At 73.9% G+C, this 17,164-nt stretch carries 12 protein-coding genes and 1 riboswitch; of the genes, 5 read left to right on the top strand and 7 right to left on the bottom strand.

All coding sequences use genetic code 11. The features are described 5' to 3' along the window. Nucleotides 1–106 precede the first annotated feature (106 nt). Both LGQ04_RS05630 and LGQ04_RS05625 read right to left on the bottom strand, forming a co-directional pair. The gene (locus tag LGQ04_RS05630) at nt 107–4,027 is read right to left on the bottom strand and encodes a ThuA domain-containing protein (RefSeq protein ID WP_372469972.1); all 3,921 of its coding nucleotides are present in this window, start codon (nt 4,025–4,027) and stop codon (nt 107–109) included. Between the two features lie 136 nt (nt 4,028–4,163). Next, on the bottom strand, nt 4,164–5,219 hold the full coding sequence (locus LGQ04_RS05625) for a multicopper oxidase domain-containing protein (RefSeq protein WP_229242718.1): 1,056 nt from the start codon (nt 5,217–5,219) through the stop codon (nt 4,164–4,166). A gap of 504 nt (nt 5,220–5,723) precedes the next feature. Here LGQ04_RS05625 and LGQ04_RS05620 point away from each other — a divergent pair. Then, a complete protein-coding gene (locus tag LGQ04_RS05620) occupies nt 5,724–6,359 on the top strand; it encodes a hypothetical protein (RefSeq protein ID WP_229242717.1) in 636 nt (211 codons plus the stop codon). A gap of 99 nt (nt 6,360–6,458) precedes the next feature. Here LGQ04_RS05620 and LGQ04_RS05615 read toward each other — a convergent pair whose 3' ends face one another. Both LGQ04_RS05615 and LGQ04_RS05610 read right to left on the bottom strand, forming a co-directional pair. Continuing rightward, on the bottom strand, nt 6,459–7,325 hold the full coding sequence (locus LGQ04_RS05615) for an alpha/beta hydrolase (RefSeq protein ID WP_229242716.1): 867 nt from the start codon (nt 7,323–7,325) through the stop codon (nt 6,459–6,461). A gap of 84 nt (nt 7,326–7,409) precedes the next feature. Continuing rightward, the gene (locus LGQ04_RS05610) at nt 7,410–7,976 is read right to left on the bottom strand and encodes a hypothetical protein (protein WP_229242715.1); all 567 of its coding nucleotides are present in this window, start codon (nt 7,974–7,976) and stop codon (nt 7,410–7,412) included. Nucleotides 7,977–8,054: 78 nt separating this feature from the next. Continuing rightward, nucleotides 8,055–8,171, bottom strand: a riboswitch (SAM riboswitch). A gap of 85 nt (nt 8,172–8,256) precedes the next feature. Between LGQ04_RS05610 and LGQ04_RS05605 the strand changes: the two genes are divergently transcribed. Both LGQ04_RS05605 and LGQ04_RS05600 read left to right on the top strand, forming a co-directional pair. Continuing rightward, the gene (locus LGQ04_RS05605; protein ID WP_229242714.1) at nt 8,257–9,420 is read left to right on the top strand and encodes a hypothetical protein; all 1,164 of its coding nucleotides are present in this window, start codon (nt 8,257–8,259) and stop codon (nt 9,418–9,420) included. A 50-nt stretch (nt 9,421–9,470) separates the two neighbouring features. Next, complete coding sequence (locus tag LGQ04_RS05600) at nt 9,471–10,157, top strand: histidine phosphatase family protein (protein WP_229242713.1); 687 nt, start codon at nt 9,471–9,473, stop codon at nt 10,155–10,157. Nucleotides 10,158–10,186: 29 nt separating this feature from the next. On the opposite strand, the gene LGQ04_RS05595 is transcribed toward LGQ04_RS05600, so the two are convergent. Next, nucleotides 10,187–12,187, bottom strand: coding sequence for an MDR family MFS transporter (locus LGQ04_RS05595; RefSeq protein WP_229242712.1), 2,001 nt, complete (start codon nt 12,185–12,187; stop codon nt 10,187–10,189). Nucleotides 12,188–12,377: 190 nt separating this feature from the next. On the opposite strand from LGQ04_RS05595, the gene LGQ04_RS05590 reads away from it, so the two are divergent. Both LGQ04_RS05590 and LGQ04_RS05585 read left to right on the top strand, forming a co-directional pair. Continuing rightward, nucleotides 12,378–13,013, top strand: coding sequence for a chitinase (locus tag LGQ04_RS05590; protein ID WP_229242711.1), 636 nt, complete (start codon nt 12,378–12,380; stop codon nt 13,011–13,013). Nucleotides 13,014–13,600: 587 nt separating this feature from the next. Beyond that, nucleotides 13,601–14,563 carry a glycoside hydrolase family 19 protein gene (locus LGQ04_RS05585; protein ID WP_229242710.1) on the top strand — a complete coding sequence of 321 codons (963 nt, stop codon included), beginning with the start codon at nt 13,601–13,603 and terminating at the stop codon, nt 14,561–14,563. Nucleotides 14,564–14,684: 121 nt separating this feature from the next. On the opposite strand, the gene LGQ04_RS05580 is transcribed toward LGQ04_RS05585, so the two are convergent. Beyond that, nucleotides 14,685–16,079 (bottom strand): hypothetical protein, encoded by a 1,395-nt coding sequence (locus tag LGQ04_RS05580; protein WP_229242709.1) that lies wholly within the window; start codon nt 16,077–16,079, stop codon nt 14,685–14,687. A 73-nt stretch (nt 16,080–16,152) separates the two neighbouring features. Next, nucleotides 16,153–16,986 (bottom strand): VOC family protein, encoded by an 834-nt coding sequence (locus LGQ04_RS05575; RefSeq protein WP_229242708.1) that lies wholly within the window; start codon nt 16,984–16,986, stop codon nt 16,153–16,155. Between the last annotated feature and the right edge of the window lie 178 nt (nt 16,987–17,164).

Here is a 17,164-nt window from a genome sequence, read left to right as displayed (position 1 = left end):
TGACGGTCTAGGGGTGCGGGCGGTGCCCGCCGGGGGTGCCGCGCGACGCGGCGGGGCCGGTCCGGCGGGGGCGACGTGCGTCGCCCCCGCCGGGCCGGTGCGGTGGCTAGAGGTCGGCCACCCGGATGTCGCGGAACTCGATGAGGTCCGAGTTCCCGTGGTTCTGCAGCCCGATGAACCCGCTGTCGAACTGGCGCAGGTCGGTCGGCGGGTCGCCCGCGCGCGACGACTCCTGGCCGGGCGCGTTCTCCCACTCGTTGATCACGACGCCGTTGCGGATGATCGTGTACTGCTGACCCACGACGCGGATCTCGTACTCGTTCCACTCCCCCTTGGGCTTCTCGCCACCCGTGTTCAGGCCGAGCGGGTCGAAGTTGTAGACGGAGCCCGTCTTCTGCGGCTCGCCCGTGGGGCCGTCGTAGATCTGGATCTCGTGCCCGCACGAGATCGCGACCCACGCCGGGGACTGGCCCTCGGCGCACTCGTGGTCGCCCGGGTCCTCCGGGTCGGGGAACCGGGTGAACACGCCGCTGTTGGCGTGGTGGGTGCCCGGCGACACGTCGCGGTAGAGCAGCTTCACGGAGAAGTCCCCGAGCTCCTCGCCCGCGTACCAGAGCATCCCGAGCCCGCCCTTCGACCGCAGCGACCCGCCAGGCTCGAGGGTGAACTCGCCCCCGGGTGCCTGGAACCAGTCGTACAGCGAGTCCTCGGTGCCGTCGAAGATCGTGCGGTACCCGCCCGGGTCCACGCCGATCTGCGACCGCGCCGCGGCGTCGATCAGCCGCTCACGCTCGCGCTCGTCGATCCGGCTGTCGTTGTACAGACCCGTCGCGACCGAGGTCACGTGGGACAGGAACCGCGCGTGCGTGCGCCACTCCTTCTCGTCCTGGAACAGGTCGTTCATCGTGCAGGCCCCGAGGTCGAGGTTCTCGACCCGCGAGTCCACGTCGCCGAAGAACACGGTGTCGCGCTCGTCGGGCAGCGTGCAGGTCGGCGAGCCGTCGACCGTGACCGTCGCCTTCGAGCCGTCCGCGTACGTGACGGTCAGCGTCGCCTCGTACGACTTGACGCGCGGGTACCGGTGGACCGGGTTGGCCTGCCGGGACGTCGCGCCGTCGCCGAACTCCCACAGGTAGGAGACGCCGCCGGAGCGCTCGCCCGTGAACTGCACGGCGAGCGGGTCGCCCTGGATGCTCGTCGCGGTCGCGGCCGGGGCGGGCGTCGGGGCGCCGCCCTGGTACGTGATCCGCATGAGCTTCTGGTTCGGGTCGAGGCTGAAGAAGCCGCCCGCGTAGTCGAGCAGGTACAGCGCGCCGTCGGGACCGAACTTCGCGTCCATCCAGCTCTGCAGCAGCCCGTCGCCGCGACCGCCCGGGATGATGTGACGCAGGTCCTCCATGAACACCGGCGCACCGGCCTCGTCCACGGTCTCGGGGTCGACCGTCACCGCGACACGGTTGTTCGCGTTCGACTGGTCACCGATGAACCACTTGCCCTCCCAGTAGGACGGCCATGCGACCTCGGACTCCGGGTCCACCTGCGACTGACGGTAGGTGGGGCCGGACATGACGGCCTGGCCACCGCCCCGCAGCCACGGGATGGTGTAGGTCGCCTCGTCGTCCTCGTACGTCGGGATGCCGTCGCCGCGGTCCGGGAACACCGGCCCGCCGCCCGACGGCGAGTACCAGATCATGTTGTCGCGCGCCGGCGGGATGTCCACGAGGCCCGTGTTGCGGGGCGACGTGTTCTTCAGGTCGTCGCAGTCGTACCAGTCGGTGAGGACGCTCGCGTCCTCGTTGCTGCGGTCGCGGTACGGCTGACGGTTGCCCATGCAGTAGGGCCACCCCTGGTTGCCCGCGGACGTGATGATCGTCGCGGTCTCGTACTTCGCCGGGCCGAGCTCGGGGCTCGGCGACCCGGCGTCGGGCCCGACCCACCCTGCGGTGAGCCAGTCCGTGTCCGCGTCGATCTGCAGGCGCGAGATGTTGCGCACGCCCATCACGTAGATCTCGGGCCGCGTCTTGCCGGCCTCGTACTCACCCTCGGGGAACAGGTTGCCCTCGGGGATCGTGTACGTCCCGTCGTCCTCCGGGTGGATCCGGATGATCTTCCCGTTGAGGTCGTTCGTGTTGCCCGACGTGCGGCGCGCGTCCTGGAACGAGATGCCCGCGTACTCCTGCGTCCAGTTGTTGCCGGAGTACCCGTTCGAGCCGCCGGACGAGTTGCTGTCGCCGGAGCCGATGTAGAGGTTGCCCTCGTCGTCGAACGCCATGCCGCCGCCCGCGTGGCAGCAGCTGTGGATCTGCGTCTCCCACTCGAGCAGGTCGACGCGCGTGCTCTGGTCGATGCTCGGGCCCTCCGGGTCGTAGGTGAACCGGGAGACCGTGCGGTAGCCCACGCGACGCTCGGTGTCGATCGACTCGTGCGGCATCCAGTAGGCGTACAGCCAGTGGTTCTCCGCGAAGTTCGGGTCGGGCACGATGCCGAGCAGGCCCTCCTCGTTCTTCACGAGCTCCGAGCCGCTGCCGCGGTTGCCCATGACGTCGAGCGTCGTGAGGAGCGTGACGTCACCCGTCTCCGGGTCCCACTGGTGGATCGTGCCGCAGCCCAGGCCCACGTCGGGGTCGTCCCACGACGGGATCGGGCCCGTGGCGCACGCGCCGCGACCGATGTAGAAGACCGTGCCGTCGGGCGCGATCGTCAGGCCGTGCGGCTCGCCGTTCTGGTCGAGCTGTCCCTGCGTGTTGACCGCCGACAGGCGCTCCGCGGTGTAGTTCGACGCGATGGTGGCCTGGCAGTCGCCGCGCACCACGCCGGTCGTCCACTGCAGCGCCCCGAGGAGGTGCTCGCGGAACGTCGGGTCCGCCCAGCTCTCCTCGGTGCCGCCCATGCCGGTGTAGAACGAGCGGCCGCCGTCGTAGTCACGGCACCACGACACCGGCTGGAACGGCGATGTCGTCGGGCCGGCGTCCGGGCCGGGCTCGAGCGTCGCGACCGTGTGCACGTCGCCCGCGGGGTCGTCGGCCCAGTCGAGCCACCGGTCCTCGCGGTCCCACGTGAGCGGCAGGTCCGCCGACGCCGGGTGCTGGCGGTCGACCACGTCGACCGTCCGCTCCTCGAGCGGGATCTCCGGGTCGGGCTGCTCGACGGAGTCCGGGCCGAACAGGGAGAGCTCGGCGAGCTGGACCTCGGCGTCGCCCGAGTTCGCGGAGACGACGAGGCGGTACCAGCCGTACTCCGTCGTGCTGCCGACCTCGAACGTGCGCGGCTGGAAGCGCTGCGAGAACGTCTGGTCGGTGCGCGCGTCGACGTCGGTCCACGTCTCGCCGTCGTTCGAGCCCTGGATCGTCCAGTTCCTCGGGTCGCGCCCCGGGGAGTCGTTCGCCGACGTCAGGCTGTACTCGACGAGCGCGACCGGCTCCTCCATGCGCAGCGTGAGCGTCCCCGTGCGGGCGAACGTCAGCCACTTCGTGCCCGGGTCGCCGTCGACGGCCATGGGCGGGGTCTCGGCCGACGGGCTACGCCCGGTGCCGGTCGCCTCCGCCACCGGCTCCGCGACCCGCGTCGCCCCCGCGATCCGGGCGCCCACCAGGCCCCCGAACCACTGCGACGTCTCCTGGGCACGCGCGGCGTCGCGCACGCCCAGGAACCCACCGCCGTCGTTGACGTAGTCCTTCAGCGCCGCCTCCTGCGCGGCGCCGAGCTCGATGCCCTCGGCGGACAGCATGACGACACCCCGGTAGTCGCCCAGCGACGCCTCGCTGAACACCGCGGGGTCGGACGACGCCTCGACGTCGAACCCGTTGGCCGCGCCGAGCTCACGCAGGGCGGCGGTGGCGTCGACGACCGGGTCGGTCTGCTCGTCGGGCGCGCCGTGGAACACCAGCACGCGCGCGTCCTTCGCCCCGGTCGCGGCGGCGAGCGGCGCCGTCGTGAGCGGTGTCGACGCGGCGGGCGCGGGCTGGGCGGTGGCCGGGACGACGGCCGTGCCGACGACGAGCGCGGCGCCCGTCAGCCCCACGGCCATCGTCGTCAGCGCTCCCGGTCGGGAGCGCCCTCTTCTCGTGGTCAGAGCTCGTCTGGACAGCACTCTCCAACTCCTTCGTCATCGGTGCGGCACGCCCGGACGGTGCCCGGGCGCGGAACGAGGTGGTCGTGGGGCCTCAGTGCCCGGCGTGTCCCGCGGTGTCGGACGCCGCGGGCTGCTCGGTGGACGTCGTGTGCGCGTGGCCCTTGAACCGGTCGATCGACGCCTGCGCGCCGGGCGGCATGCTGCCGTCGGCGTTGCGGACGAGGAAGATGCCCGCCATCCCGCCGTCGGCGTGGAACTGGACGTGGCAGTGGTACATCCACGCACCCGGCCCGACGCCGAGGCCCGCGACGACCTGGAACCCGAACGAGTCGCCCGGGTTGAGGTCGCGGTTGTCCACCACCTGGCTCACGTCGAACTCGCCGTCGAGCAGGCCCGTGCGGTTGTTCGCCCACCGGTGGGCGTGGAGGTGGAACGTGTGGAACGTGTTGCCGTGGCCGATGCAGATGAACTCGACCCGCTCGCCCAGCTTCGCCTCGAACATCGGGGTGTCGGGCGCGGCCTTGTTGTTGATGAGCATGTCGTTGAACACGACGGTGAACTGCTTCTGCGGCAGCACGTCGCCGACGCGGCGCACGACGAGCGCGCCGTACAGGCCCGCCGCGATGCCGGGCGTGCCGTGCTCGCCCCACGCGTGGTCGTGGTAGTGCCAGTACCCGGCGCTGCCGGGCATCCAGATGCCGCGGTCGCGCTTCATCTTCGTGGTCGACCAGATGTAGGTGCGCGTCTCCCCGGGCTCGTTGAACGAGTCGTTGAAGGGGCTGCCGTCGCTGTTGACGTCGTAGTTGACGCCGTGCGGGTGGATGGACAGGCGCTGGTCCGTGGTGTTGACGAGCGTGATCTCGAGCGTCTCGCCCTCCCACATCTCGAGGACGGGGCCGGGGACGGTCGCCTTGCCGGGCTCCAGCCCGTAGCCGACGGTCCTCGCGTCGATGCGCTCGGCGTACATCGTGATGCGACGGACGTCGCCGGCGGCGGCCGGGACGGCGGCGTTCGCGGGCGCGGCGACGCTGCCCCCGGCGCCGAGGACGAGCGCTGCGGCAGGTGCGGCGGCGACGACGCCGGCTCCGATCAGCAGGGAACGGCGGGACAGCGGTGACGAGACCGGGCTGGTCGTCGGCTCGCTCATGGGACTCCTTCCGGACGGACGCGCGCCGAACAGCCCCGGCGCGCGGGCGCGCCGTGGCGATCGGTGCCACGTCACGGGTCGAGCGGACACCGGGGTATCGGACCCCGGGCCGAAAGGGCGCGGCGCAGCACGCGGGAGGGTCTCCCGCAGGCTTCGGGTACTTCGGGGCTCGTCGCGACGGCACGACGTCGTGCCGCGGGGCGAGGTCGGGGCCACGGTGGCCCGCCGGTCCACGCTGCTGTGCGCGCCCGGCAGTCGGCCCGTCCGGTGAGCTCCCCCGCGCCACCGTCCGGGTCCCCTGGTGGGTTCCAGGGGCAACTGGGGTCTATGACACCGCAGGACAACCTAGGTGTCAACTGTGAGGCGAAAGTTCTGTCGTGATCAGGCAAAAGACTGCTGTCAATACTCAGATCTCGACTGCCACGCCTGCGCGCCCTGGCCGGTCGCCACCCCGTCGTCCGCCCGCCGGGCCGACACGGACCACGGGTCCGGGACACTGGACCCGTGCCCCCCGGTCCGCGACCCGCCCACCGCCCCTCCATGGTCTGGGCGCGCGTCCACGGCGGCGTCCGCGGCCGCGAGCGCCTGACCCCCGTCCTCGACTTCCTCTCCGTCCTGCTGATCCTGCTCGCCTGCACGGGCGGGGCGGTGTGGGCGGGCGTGTGGGGGCTGCGCGCCGACGAGGGCGTCGTCGCGCTCCTCGCCGGCGTCACGGCGCTCGCGTTCGGCTCCGGGGCGGTCGTCTACGTCCGCGCACCGCTCCGCCGCGCCGTCGTGCTCCGGCCGCACGAGATCGAGCTGCCGGTCGACGGCCCCGAGGTGCGCCGCGTCGTCGTGCGCTGGGAGGACGTCGCGCACGTCGAGGTCGCGCCGGGCGAGCGCCGTCCCGTCCTGCGCGTCGCGCTGCACGACGGCGCCCGCCCCCGTCACGCGGACGGCGACGACGACCTCCTGCAGACCCGGCTGCCGGCCGCGCCCCCGGAGCCGGACGCCGTCGTCGTGGCCGACCCGGGCGCCGTCGCGCTCGTGCTGCAGCACCTGCTCGACCACCCCGAGGACCGGGCGCGCCTGGCCGGTCGGGGCGGGCTCGGCGTCGTGCTCGCGTTCTCCCGCCCGGAGTACGGCACCACGGAACCCTGAGCGGCGCCCGAGGTCGGCGGGCACGACTGAGATCGGCGGACACGACTGAGATCGGCGGAACCGCTCCGCCGACCTCGACCGTGTCCGCCGATCTCGCGGTCAGCCCGCGAGCACCTCGCGCAGCGTCTTCGCGAACGCCGCCGGGTCGTTGTCGGGCGACCAGTCGCTGACCATGAAGCCGCCGTGGTCGCCGGGGAAGACCTCCGGCTCGACGCCGAGGGCCTGCGCGAGCGCGACGCCGCCCCGCCAGGCGAGCGTGCCCTCGCCCGTCGCGCTGACGGCGGGCACGATCCGCACACCGGAGGCCCGCAGCGCGTCGAGGTCGGGCGCGTAGAGCGGCTGGGCGGCGAGGTTGTGCCCGAGGAGCAGGTCGTCGCGCGAGCCGTCGTCCTCGGCGGGGAGCCCGAACATGGCCGGGTCGGGCGCTGGGCGCTCCAGGTAGTCCGCGGGGAGCGGGCCCACATGGCTCACCAGTGCGATGAACTTCGCCATCGCCGGACCGGACCCCTCGCGGTGGTAGGTGGCGACGATGTCGAGCTCGACGGCGTCGGCCACCTCGCGGTCCTCGAGCAGCGCCGTCAGGGGCGGCTCGTGCGAGACGAACGTCCGCACGTCCTGCGGGTGCTGCTCGATCCACGACAGCCCGACGATCCCGCCGCCGCTCGACCCGAACACGTCGACCGGGCCGAGCCCGACGGCGTCGACGACCCGGTGCAGGTCGTCCGCGTGCCCCGGCATCGTCACCTCGCCGCCCGGTTCGAGGGTGCTGCGCTCGGTGCCGCGCGGGTCGTAGAGGACGAGGGTGCGGTCGTCGAACAGCTCCGCGAGCTGCGCGAACCCCGACGCCGCCATGGGCGACCCCATGACGACGAGCGGCGGCGCGTCACCCGCCGCCGAGGGCGTCAGGACGTCGTAGGTGAGGACGGCGCCGGGCACGTCCAGGGTGTGGGTGGTGCGCTCGCTCATCGCTGCCTCCTCGTGGTCGGGCCCGACCCCCGGGCTCCGCACGGTAGACGTTCGTCGCGGCGCGAACTGAGCGGTCCCCGCCGGTCAGGCGCCCGACGTCGCCGCGACGACCGCGACCACGACCCCGCCGACCGCCACGACCCCGCCGAAGATCGCCGCGACGAGCCCGATCTTCGACTGGGTGTTGAGCCGCAGGCGCAGGCCGAGGCTCTTCGCCGCCTCACGGATGATCTTCCGGCCGTGGAGCGGGGTGAACGCGTAGGCGACGACGGCGCGCGCCCGCCCCTCGTCGTCGAGCCCGACGCGGATCTTCGCCGTCCACGTCCAGGTCGTGCCGTCGAACCGGTGCGCGGACAGCACTCCGCCGAGCCGCGGCTGGGGCCCGTGCGCGCCGACCGTCCACTCGACCGCCCGGCGCTGCTCGAGGATCGTGTAGCCCGGCCCGTCGGGCTCGAGCCGCACGACGAACGCGTAGGTCTCCCGCAGCCCGCTGCGGGAGAGCGCGCCCCACCACCGGGCGTCGGCGAGGTCGATCACCATCGTGAACCCGTCGGGCTGCGGGTCGACGAGGCGGTACGGCGTCTGCTCGAGGCGCTGCCCCACAGCGGCGGCGAGGTCGGCGGCGGTGGCGGTCGGCGCGTGTCTCGACATGGCCGCCAGGGTAGGGCCGCGCCAGCCCCTCGGCCTCGGCGTCCCGGTGCGCGAGCAACGCCTGTGAGCCGGACGTCGACCTCGCACGTCCCACGGCCGGTGGGCCGGGGCCGGTCTTCCTCCTGGGGCACCGTGCGCGAGGGGCGCGGTTGCCGGACCGGCACGCGGAGGGCGTCTCGCCGGTCGCTCGTGACCTGGGAAGATGTCTACCCGACCCCGTCCACGGAACGCAACCCGGACCCCGTGCCACCGCGGACGTCGCGACCACTACCCTCGCAGGATGCCGTCATCGAGGACCGTCCCCGCCGTCGTCGTCGCCGGTCTGCTCACCACGGTGCTGTGGCTCGCGACCGGGCAGGCCGCCGACTGGGTCCACGCCCACGCGACGTACCTCGTGCACAGCGCCGTCGTCCGTGTCGTGCTGCCGCACCCGACGGGCCTCGTCCTCGGCGGCGAGCCGCTCACCGGCGCCGCGGTGCTCACGGCGCTCCTCGCGGGCGCGGTCGTCGCGGCCGGCACCTCCCTCGCCGTGCGGCGCCTGCCCCTGTGGACGGGCCGGTGGGCCGCGTTCCTCGGCGTGTGGTTCTGCGTCGTCGCGGCCTCGGCGCTCGCGGGCGCCGCCCGCTGGTTCGCGGGGGCTGCGCTGCCGTGGACGGCCGAGCGCACGTCGACGCTCCTCCACTCGCTCGTCGACGGGTACTGGGGCCTGGTGAACGGGTGGGTCGTCGGGCTCGCCGTCGTCGTCACCCTCGCCCTCACCGACCGGCGCGACGACCCCGCGGGGTCGCGCCACGCCCGCGCCCTGCCGCGCGTGCGCGTCCTGCCGGCGACGCTCACCGCGGTGGCGGGCGCCGTCGTGCTGTGGGCGGTCGTCGGCCTCGTGGGCACGCTCGTGCACGACGCCGCGGCGCGGGGCGTGCTCGACCTGCCCCGCAGCGTCGGGGTCGCCCCGGCGATGCGGTGGGGCGCGCGTCCGGCGGACGTGCTCGGCACGCCGCTCGAGCTCGCATGGGCGGGCGTCCTCGCGCTCGTCGTGGGCGTGCTCGTGGCGCTCGCCGCCCGGCGGCTGCCGCCCGCGACGGGGCGCGCCGCCCTCGGTCTCGCCGTGTGGTTCACGTGCGTCGCCGGGGCGGCGACCGCGACCGCGGCACGGACCGTGGCCGACCGGCTGGACACCGTCGGGAGCCTGGCCGGTCCCGACCTCGCCCAGGTGCTGCCGCCCGTGCAGGAGAGCCTCGCGTGGGGCATCACCACCGGCTGGCTCGTCGCCCTCGCCACGCTGCTCGTGCACGGGCGCGCCGGGACCGTCGTGCCCGACGCCGCGCCCGGGCAGGAGCCCTGGCCGCCCCCGCGCGAGCAGTCCACCGACCCGACCCCTGCCCGTCCCCTGCCCGACGGCTCGCCGACGCCTGCCGGACGCCACACGGCCACCTCGCCCCGCTAGCGTCACGACCGACCTGCGAGACCCGGGACCACCGGAAGGGCACACCGACGATGACCCTCACGCTCACGCTCGTGCGACACGGGCAGACCGTCCTCAACGCGCGCCGCCACCTCCAGGGCGCGTGCGACTCCCCCCTCACCCGCACCGGCCGCGCCGGCGTCCGCGTCACCGCGCAGCACCTCGCGCGGCGCGACTTCGGCGCCGTGTACTGCTCGCCGCAGGGCCGCGCGGTCCTCACGGCGATGGAGCTGCTGCGGCACCACCCCGACCTCGCCCTGAGCGTCGACCACGACCTGCGCGAGCTGTCCTTCGGGACGTACGAGCGCCGCCCCGAGCACGAGCTCGAAGCCGTGGAGCCCTGGGCGGAGGTGATCCCGGCCGTGCTGGCGGGCACCCACCCCGGCGTCGGCGGCGGCGAGTCCGGCGCCGCGTTCATGACCCGCGTACGTGCCGCCTTCGCGAGGATCGTCGCGGCGCACGACGACGCCACCTCCCCCGGTGCGGGGCAGGACCGGGAGGTGCTCGTCGTCGGGCACGGCCTCACCCTCGGCGCGTACCTCGCCACGATCGACCCCTCGCGCCTCGTCGCGCTGCCGAACGCGTCCGTGTCGACCGTCGAGGTGACCGACGGCCGCGCACGGGTCGTCGAGGCCGGCCTCGACGTCGCCGGGCACGGGTCCGTCGCGGCACGACCCGCGACCGTCCCCGCCGCACGGGAGGCCACGGCGTCCGCCTGACGGGACCGCGTCCGCCTGACAGGTCGCCGTCAGGCGTCGTGCACGGGGTCCGTCAGCAGGTCGTCGGTGAGCCGCCGCACGACCTCGTCGACGTCCGGCTCGTGCTCCCACCCCTCGACGTACCGCGCGAGGCGGGAACGTTCGGCGGCCCGGAGCGCCTCGGCGACGTCGTCCCCCGCGGCGGTGGGCGTCACCGTGTCGTCGTCCAGGGAGACGAGCCCGCGCTCCGCGAGCGAGCGCGCGACGTCGAGCACGCGCTCGCGCGGCCGGCCGGACCGTTCGGCCATGGTGCCGACGGACCGCGCCCGCTTGAGCGACACGCGCGTGAGCATCCACGCCTGGCCCGGGTCGAGCCCGACGTCGCCCGCGACCCGCCGGTAGACGGCCAGCGGGTCGCGCGCACCCACACGCCGCCACAGGACCAGGCGCAGCTCCTCCAGGGACGTGCGGCTCGACGGCAGCGCGAACGCCTCGCCCGCGGCGTGGCCCGCGGCCTCGGCCGCGTCGGGCTGCGGCGCGTCGCGCGACGTCGTGCGCAGCGTGGTCTCCGGCAGGAACCACGCGAGGACGAACGCGAGCAGGGCGACCGGCACCGCCCACGCGAACACCGTCTGGAGCGAGGCCGCGAACGCGTCGAGGAACCAGTCCTGCACGTCCGGCGGGCACTGCGCCAGCGTGTTCGACGACGCGGCGAGCGCCTCGGGACCGCACGGGCCCTGCGCGTCGGCCGGGACGCCGTCGAACAGGTTCGCCGCGAGACGGTTCGCGAAGATCGTGCCGAACACCGCGACGCCGACGGACGAGCCGATCGTGCGGAAGAACGTGGCGCCCGACGTCCCCGTCCCGAGGTCGCGGTACTCCACCGCGTTCTGCACCGCGAGGACCAGCACCTGCGTGACCATGCCCAGGCCGAGACCCAGCACGAACATGCTCAGGCCCGCCTGGAGGGTCGACGTGTCGCGACCCATGAGCGAGAGCAGGTAGAGACCCACCGACGTGGTCGCCGTCCCGAGGATCGGGAAGACCTTGTACCGGCCGGTGCGGGAGATGATCTGCCCCGAACCGATCGACGTCAGCAGCAGCCCCAGCATCATCGGCGTCATCTCCAGGCCGGACGCCGTCGGGCTCGACCCCTTGACCTGCTGCAGGTACAGCGGCAGGTAGGTGATCGCGCCGAACATCGCGAACCCCACCGCGAACCCGATGACCGCCGCGGTCGAGAACACGCGGTTGCGGAACAGGCGCAACGGCAGCACCGGCTCCGGCGCCCGCTGCTCCACGAGCACGAACGCGACGAGCGCGAGGACCGCGAGCGCCGACAGGCCCCACACCTGGACGGAACCCCACCCCCACGTCGTGCCGCCCAGGCTCGTCACGAGGACGATGCACGTCGCGATCACGCCGAGCAGCACGATCCCCGCGTAGTCGATGCGCGGGTGCTTCGTCGCGGCGATGCGCGGCAGCACCGCGAGGACCGTCACCAGCGCGACGGCACCGATCGGCACGTTGATGTAGAAGACCCACCGCCAGTCGAGGTTGTCGACGAAGAACCCGCCCAGCAGCGGCCCCGCGACGGAGGACACGCCGAACACGGCACCGAAGAACCCCTGGTACCGGCCGCGCTCGCGCGGGGAGACGACGTCGCCCACGATCGCCTGCGCCAGCACCATCAGCCCGCCGCCGCCGACGCCCTGCACGGCCCGCCACGCGATGAGCTGCCCCATCGTCTGCGACGTGCCCGCGAGCATCGACCCCGCGAGGAACACGAGGATGCACACCACGAACAGCGGCTTGCGGCCGACGAGGTCGCCGAGCTTGCCCCACAGGACCGTCGTCGCGGTCGAGGCGAGCATGTACGCCGTGACGACCCACGACAGGTGCTCCGCCCCGCCGAGGTCGGACACGATCGTCGGCAGCGCCGTCGCGACGATCGTCTGGTCGAGCGCGGCGAGCAGCATGGCGAGCATGAGCGCGCCGAAGATGACGTACACCCGGCGCTTCGGCAGCTCCTGGGTGTCGGGTGGTGCCACGCCCACGCGCCCTCCCGGTTGCTCGCGGCTCACGGTGCTCGCCGGCCTCGTCGTTCGTGGGCCTTGTTGCTCGCAGAGTCGCACGACGCGCGATCCGTGGCATCCGGGCGCATTACGCAGGCCTCCTGACGAACCGCCTAGGGTGGTGACGCCGCACCGCAGCGGCGTGTCGAGGAGAGGTGGACGACCCATGAGCGAGACGACCCCGGCCTTCGTGGTGAGCGAGCAGCAGTTCGAGGCCATGTTCCCCGAGCGGGACGACTTCTACACGTACGCCGGCCTCGTCGCCGCGACGGCCGCGTACCCGGCGTTCGCGACGACCGGCGGCGACCGGGTCGCACGTCGTGAGGCCGCGGCGTTCCTCGCGAACGTCAGCCACGAGACGCACGGGCTCGTCCACGTCGTCGAGGTGAACACGGACAACTACTCGCACTACTGCGACCCGTCGCAGCCCTACGGGTGCCCCGCCGGCCAAGACGCCTACTACGGTCGGGGCCCCATCCAGCTCAGCTGGAACTTCAACTACCGCGCCGCCGGCGAGGCCCTCGGCATCGACCTGCTCACGCACCCCGAGCTCGTCGAGACCGACCCGACCGTCGCCTGGCAGACCGCGCTCTGGTACTGGAACACCCAGCCCGGCACCGCCGCCATGACGTGCCACGACGCGATCGTCGGCGAGCACGGCTTCGCCGAGACGATCCGCGCGATCAACGGCCCCCTGGAGTGCGAGGGCGGCAACCCCCGCCAGATGAACAACCGCGTCCGCCTGTTCCGCCGCTACGTCGAGATCCTCGGCACCACCACCGGCGACCACCTCACCTGCTGACCCGCCGACCGGCGTCGGACACCCAACCGCCCGCCCCGCGCCGTCGGCCCGAGCCAGCGCCGAACACGACCTTGCTGTCGTTATCGCGGCGAGAACGACAGCAACGTCGTCATCGACAGCGAGCAGGGTCGTGCTCGACGTCGCCCGCGCGGGATGGGCGGCAGCGACACCGGGTCGTGGCGGGTCTGGCGGCAGCGACACCGGGGTTGGTCGGGCGGCGTCCGTGCCGGGTCGTGGCGGGTCTGGCGGCAGCGACACCGGGGTTGGTCGGGCGGCGGCCGTGCCGGGTCGTGGCGGGTCTGGCGGGAGCGACGCGAGGGACGAGCGGCGCGGATGGTCGACCCGGCACGGCCGCCGCCCGACCAGCCCCGACCCGACCCGACCCGACCCGACCCGACCCGACCCGACCCGACCACGGTTCCACTTCGCGCAACCACAGTTCTACCTCGCGCAACCACGGCTCTACCTCGGCAGACCACGGTTCTACCCCGGCCGTACGGGGTGAGGGGTTCCCCGTACGGGGGTTGTCCATCGCGGGCGGGCGGCTCAGGCTCGGGGTGACCCGAATCCTGACGAAAGGTGCACCGATGCACTCCCCCGTTGAGACGACGCGTGCCGCGCACCTGCCGGCCCGTGTCTCCCGTCCTGTCGCCACACTGCTGGCGATCGTGCTGGCGCTGGCAGCGGCGCTCGCCGTGACGACTGCTGCCCCGGCTCGTGCGGCTGCGGCGTGCGCGGCCGCGTGGAGCGCGAGCAGCGTGTACGTGGGCGGCGCCGTCGTGTCCCACGGTGGCCAGAACTGGAAGGCCGGCTGGTGGACGCAGGGCGAGACGCCCGGGTCGACCGGTCAGTGGGGCGTGTGGCGCTCCGAGGGTGCGTGCGGTGGCGGGACGACGCCGACGGACCCGCCGACCGACCCGCCGGTGAGCGGCAGCTTCGTGGTGAGCCGTGCGCAGTTCGAGCAGATGTTCCCGAACCGGAACCCGTTCTACACGTACGACGGTCTGGTCGCGGCGCTGTCGGCGTACCCGGAGTTCGCGAGCGCGGGCGGCCCGGAGGTCGCGAAGCGTGAGGCGGCGGCGTTCCTGGCGAACATCAACCACGAGACGGGTGGCCTGGTGTACGTGAAGGAGATCAACACGGCGAACTACCCGCACTACTGCGACCGGAACCAGCCGTACGGCTGCCCGGCGGGCCAGAGCGCGTACTACGGCAAGGGCCCGATCCAGCTGAGCTGGAACTACAACTACAAGGCGGCGGGTGACGCTCTGGGCATCGACCTGCTGAACAACCCGTACCTGGTGGAGACGGACCCGGCCGTCGCGTGGAAGACGGCGCTCTGGTACTGGAACACGCAGTCCGGTCCGGGGACGATGACGGGTCACCAGGCGATCGTGAACGGTGCCGGGTTCGGCGAGACCATCCGGTCGATCAACGGGACGCTGGAGTGCAACGGGGGCAACCCGGCGCAGGTGCAGTCGCGCATCAACGCGTTCCAGCGGTTCACGCAGATCCTCGGCACGACGACGGGTGCGAACCTGTCCTGCTGAGTCGGCTCCCGCGCTGGTCGCGGGTGTCGCGAGGGCCTGGTGCGACGTGTCGCGCCGGGCCCTCGCCCGTGTCCGGGACCGTGCCCGGCGGGGGCCGGCTCGGCGGCCCTCGGGAGGTGGTTCAGCCGTCGACGAACCGACGGCGCCGGCCGCGCGCGGCGAGGAGCGCTCCCCCGCCGATGAACGCGAGGACGGCGCCTGCGAACCCGACGGGGAACGTCCACCAGGGTTCGCCCTCCACGCCGACGAGGCCGCCCTGGGTGAGGAACGTGCCGAGCCCGAGCAGGGCGAGCGCGGTCCCGGCGAGGAGGAGCGCGACGTCGCGCACGACCTGACCTGCCGTGCGACGCGGGGCACGTGCCTCGAGCGCCGCGCGGTCGGCGGGGGCGAGGCCCTCGCCGTCGGCGAGCCCGACGACCTCCTGCGCGCCGTGGCGGAACCGGTCGGGGTCGTCGAGGGCCTCGAGGGCCTCGTCGGGGAGGCGGAGCTGGTGGACGAGCTCGGCGGCGGGGTCACCGTCCCAGGTCGTGGCGTCGAGCAGGGCGCGCAGTCGCACGGGCTGCAGGGGCTCGCCGAACGCGTGGACGAGCGCGTCGTAGGCGCCGTCCCGGCCGGCCTGCTCGTCGAGGAACGTCCAGCCGGTGTCCCAGTTGCCGAACCGCTGGTCGTTCCCGGGGACGGCGAGCGTCCAGGTGGTGGCGTCGCCGGAGCGCATGAGCCCGAGCACGGCCTCGCCGTCCCGCAGCGCGCCCGCGAGGCGCGTCCGTACGCGGTGCTCGGCGACGACGGCTGCGACCGCCTCGTCGCCGGGTTCGGCGTCGGGCGGCACGGGGAGGCGTTCGTGCACGACGACGCTCGTGCGCTCGGCGGGGACGCGCACCCAGGAGCGGGTGCCGTGGCGCAGGGCCGCGCGGACGAGGGCGGGGTCGGTGCGGGCGACGTGCACGCCCGCGGTGGGGGCGGGCGGGTCGTTGACCGGGAGGACGGTGATCTCGTCGAGCACCTGGGGGAACCTGTCCACGGTGTCGAGGGCGAGGAGCGTCTCGGTGGCGGTGGCCGGGTCGTCGCGCAGGCCGAGCAGCGCGTCGAGGGCGGCGAGCAGGTCGGCGGGGTCGTCGACGAGGTCGGCGGCGTCGGGGACGTCGCGGCGGTCCTGCGCGGTCGGGGCGGTGCCGGTGGTGTCCTGGAAGACGGGGTGGCTCCACCGTGCGACGACGGGCTCGACCCCGGGTGCGGTGCGTGCGGCGAGGAGGCCTTCGACGACGTCGGGCAGGTCGTCGGTCCAGGTGTCGAGCGCGACGACCCAGGGGGCGTCGGCGACGCGGTCGACGGCGGCGAGCGCCGCGGCGACGTCGGCGGGGGTGCGGCGCGTGCCGCCCTCCGCGGGCTCGGGCGGCTCGACGTCGGCGACGAGCCAGCCGCGGTCGTCGGCGGGGCCGATCATGCCGATCTCGACTCCTGCGGCGCGCAGGCGCGAGACGAGGACCTCGTGGGGGGTGCGGGTCACGACGAACACGGCGCTCATCCTGGCGCACGGCGGCGGCGTCGCGCGAACGCGTCCGCGCGGCCGACCGCCCGGCCGGGGCGGGTCAGGCCTGCGGGGCAAACTGGGAGAGGGTGAGCTCGACGCCCTGCGGGTCGCGGACGACGGCGTCGCGCGTCCACTCGTCCTCCGTGGTCGACACGACGACGGCACCGGCGGCGAGGGCGCGCGCGACGCTCTCGTCCCGGTCCGCGACGGCGAACGTCACGGTGAAGCGGGCGGGGCCGGCGTCGGGCACGATCCCCGCGACGACGTCCGCGAAGCCGGGCGGTGCGAACGCCTGGCGCTCGTGGATCCCTGGGTCGACGGTGCGGGCGAGGTGGTCGCCGTAGCCGGGGACGCGCACCATGCCCGCGCCGAGGTCCGGGCTGACCTCCCAGCCGAGGAGCGGTCCGTAGAAGTGCAGGGCGCGCTCCGGGTCGGGGGTGTGGAGGACGCTGACGTTCCACGTGCCGGGCTCGTTGACGCGCTGGGCGCCGCGCGCGTCGTCGGCCTGCACGAGTCCGCAGGTGGCGCCGTGGGGGTCGCGCACCACCGCGACACGGCCCTGGGTGCCGAGCGTCGTGGGGTGCGCCAGGACGGTGCCGCCGACGTCCTCGACGCCGCGGGTCGTGGAGTCGACGTCGTCGACGGAGACGTAGGTGGTCCAGGCCGGCGTGCCGTCGCCGGGCCGGACGCCGGGCGAGCAGATCGCGGCGACGTCCTGCCCGCCGAGCGTCCCGACGACGTACCGGCGCCCGGGCTCGCCGGTCGCCCGCTCGTCGGTCTCCCAGCCGAACAGGGCACGGTAGAACGCGACGGCGCCGTCGACGTCGGTGCGCTCGGTGTCGACCCAGCTCGGGACACCGTGCGGGTAGGTGCGTGCGGTGCCGTCGGTCATGGTCGCCTCCTGGTGGTGCGCCTGCGGTCCCGTCCTTCACTCTCGGTCTGGTCGCGGACGCCGCGCAAGGGCACCGCCGCAGGCGTCGAGAGCTGCACTCCGGGCCGAGTGCTGCACCGGGGAGTGCATCGCTCGGCCCGAGGTGCAGCGCTCGACGGTCACCGCACCGTTCGCCGGA

It is taken from the genome of Cellulosimicrobium marinum, from assembly GCF_020551945.1.
GTDB lineage: Bacteria > Actinomycetota > Actinomycetes > Actinomycetales > Cellulomonadaceae > Cellulosimicrobium > Cellulosimicrobium marinum.
This window is presented reverse-complemented; position numbering and strand designations above follow the sequence as displayed.

Bases quoted from the DNA above. Each gene is read 5' to 3' on its own strand.
- LGQ04_RS05610 (WP_229242715.1), bottom strand. From the start codon at position 7,976: ATGTCGAGACACGCGCCGACCGCCACCGCCGCCGACCTCGCCGCCGCT.
- LGQ04_RS05585 (WP_229242710.1), top strand. From the start codon at position 13,601: ATGCACTCCCCCGTTGAGACGACGCGTGCCGCGCACCTGCCGGCCCGT.
- LGQ04_RS05590 (WP_229242711.1), top strand. From the start codon at position 12,378: ATGAGCGAGACGACCCCGGCCTTCGTGGTGAGCGAGCAGCAGTTCGAG.
- LGQ04_RS05600 (WP_229242713.1), top strand. From the start codon at position 9,471: ATGACCCTCACGCTCACGCTCGTGCGACACGGGCAGACCGTCCTCAAC.
- LGQ04_RS05575 (WP_229242708.1), bottom strand. From the start codon at position 16,986: ATGACCGACGGCACCGCACGCACCTACCCGCACGGTGTCCCGAGCTGG.
- LGQ04_RS05630 (WP_372469972.1), bottom strand. From the start codon at position 4,027: ATGGCCGTGGGGCTGACGGGCGCCGCGCTCGTCGTCGGCACGGCCGTC.
- LGQ04_RS05625 (WP_229242718.1), bottom strand. From the start codon at position 5,219: ATGAGCGAGCCGACGACCAGCCCGGTCTCGTCACCGCTGTCCCGCCGT.
- LGQ04_RS05605 (WP_229242714.1), top strand. From the start codon at position 8,257: ATGCCGTCATCGAGGACCGTCCCCGCCGTCGTCGTCGCCGGTCTGCTC.
- LGQ04_RS05615 (WP_229242716.1), bottom strand. From the start codon at position 7,325: ATGAGCGAGCGCACCACCCACACCCTGGACGTGCCCGGCGCCGTCCTC.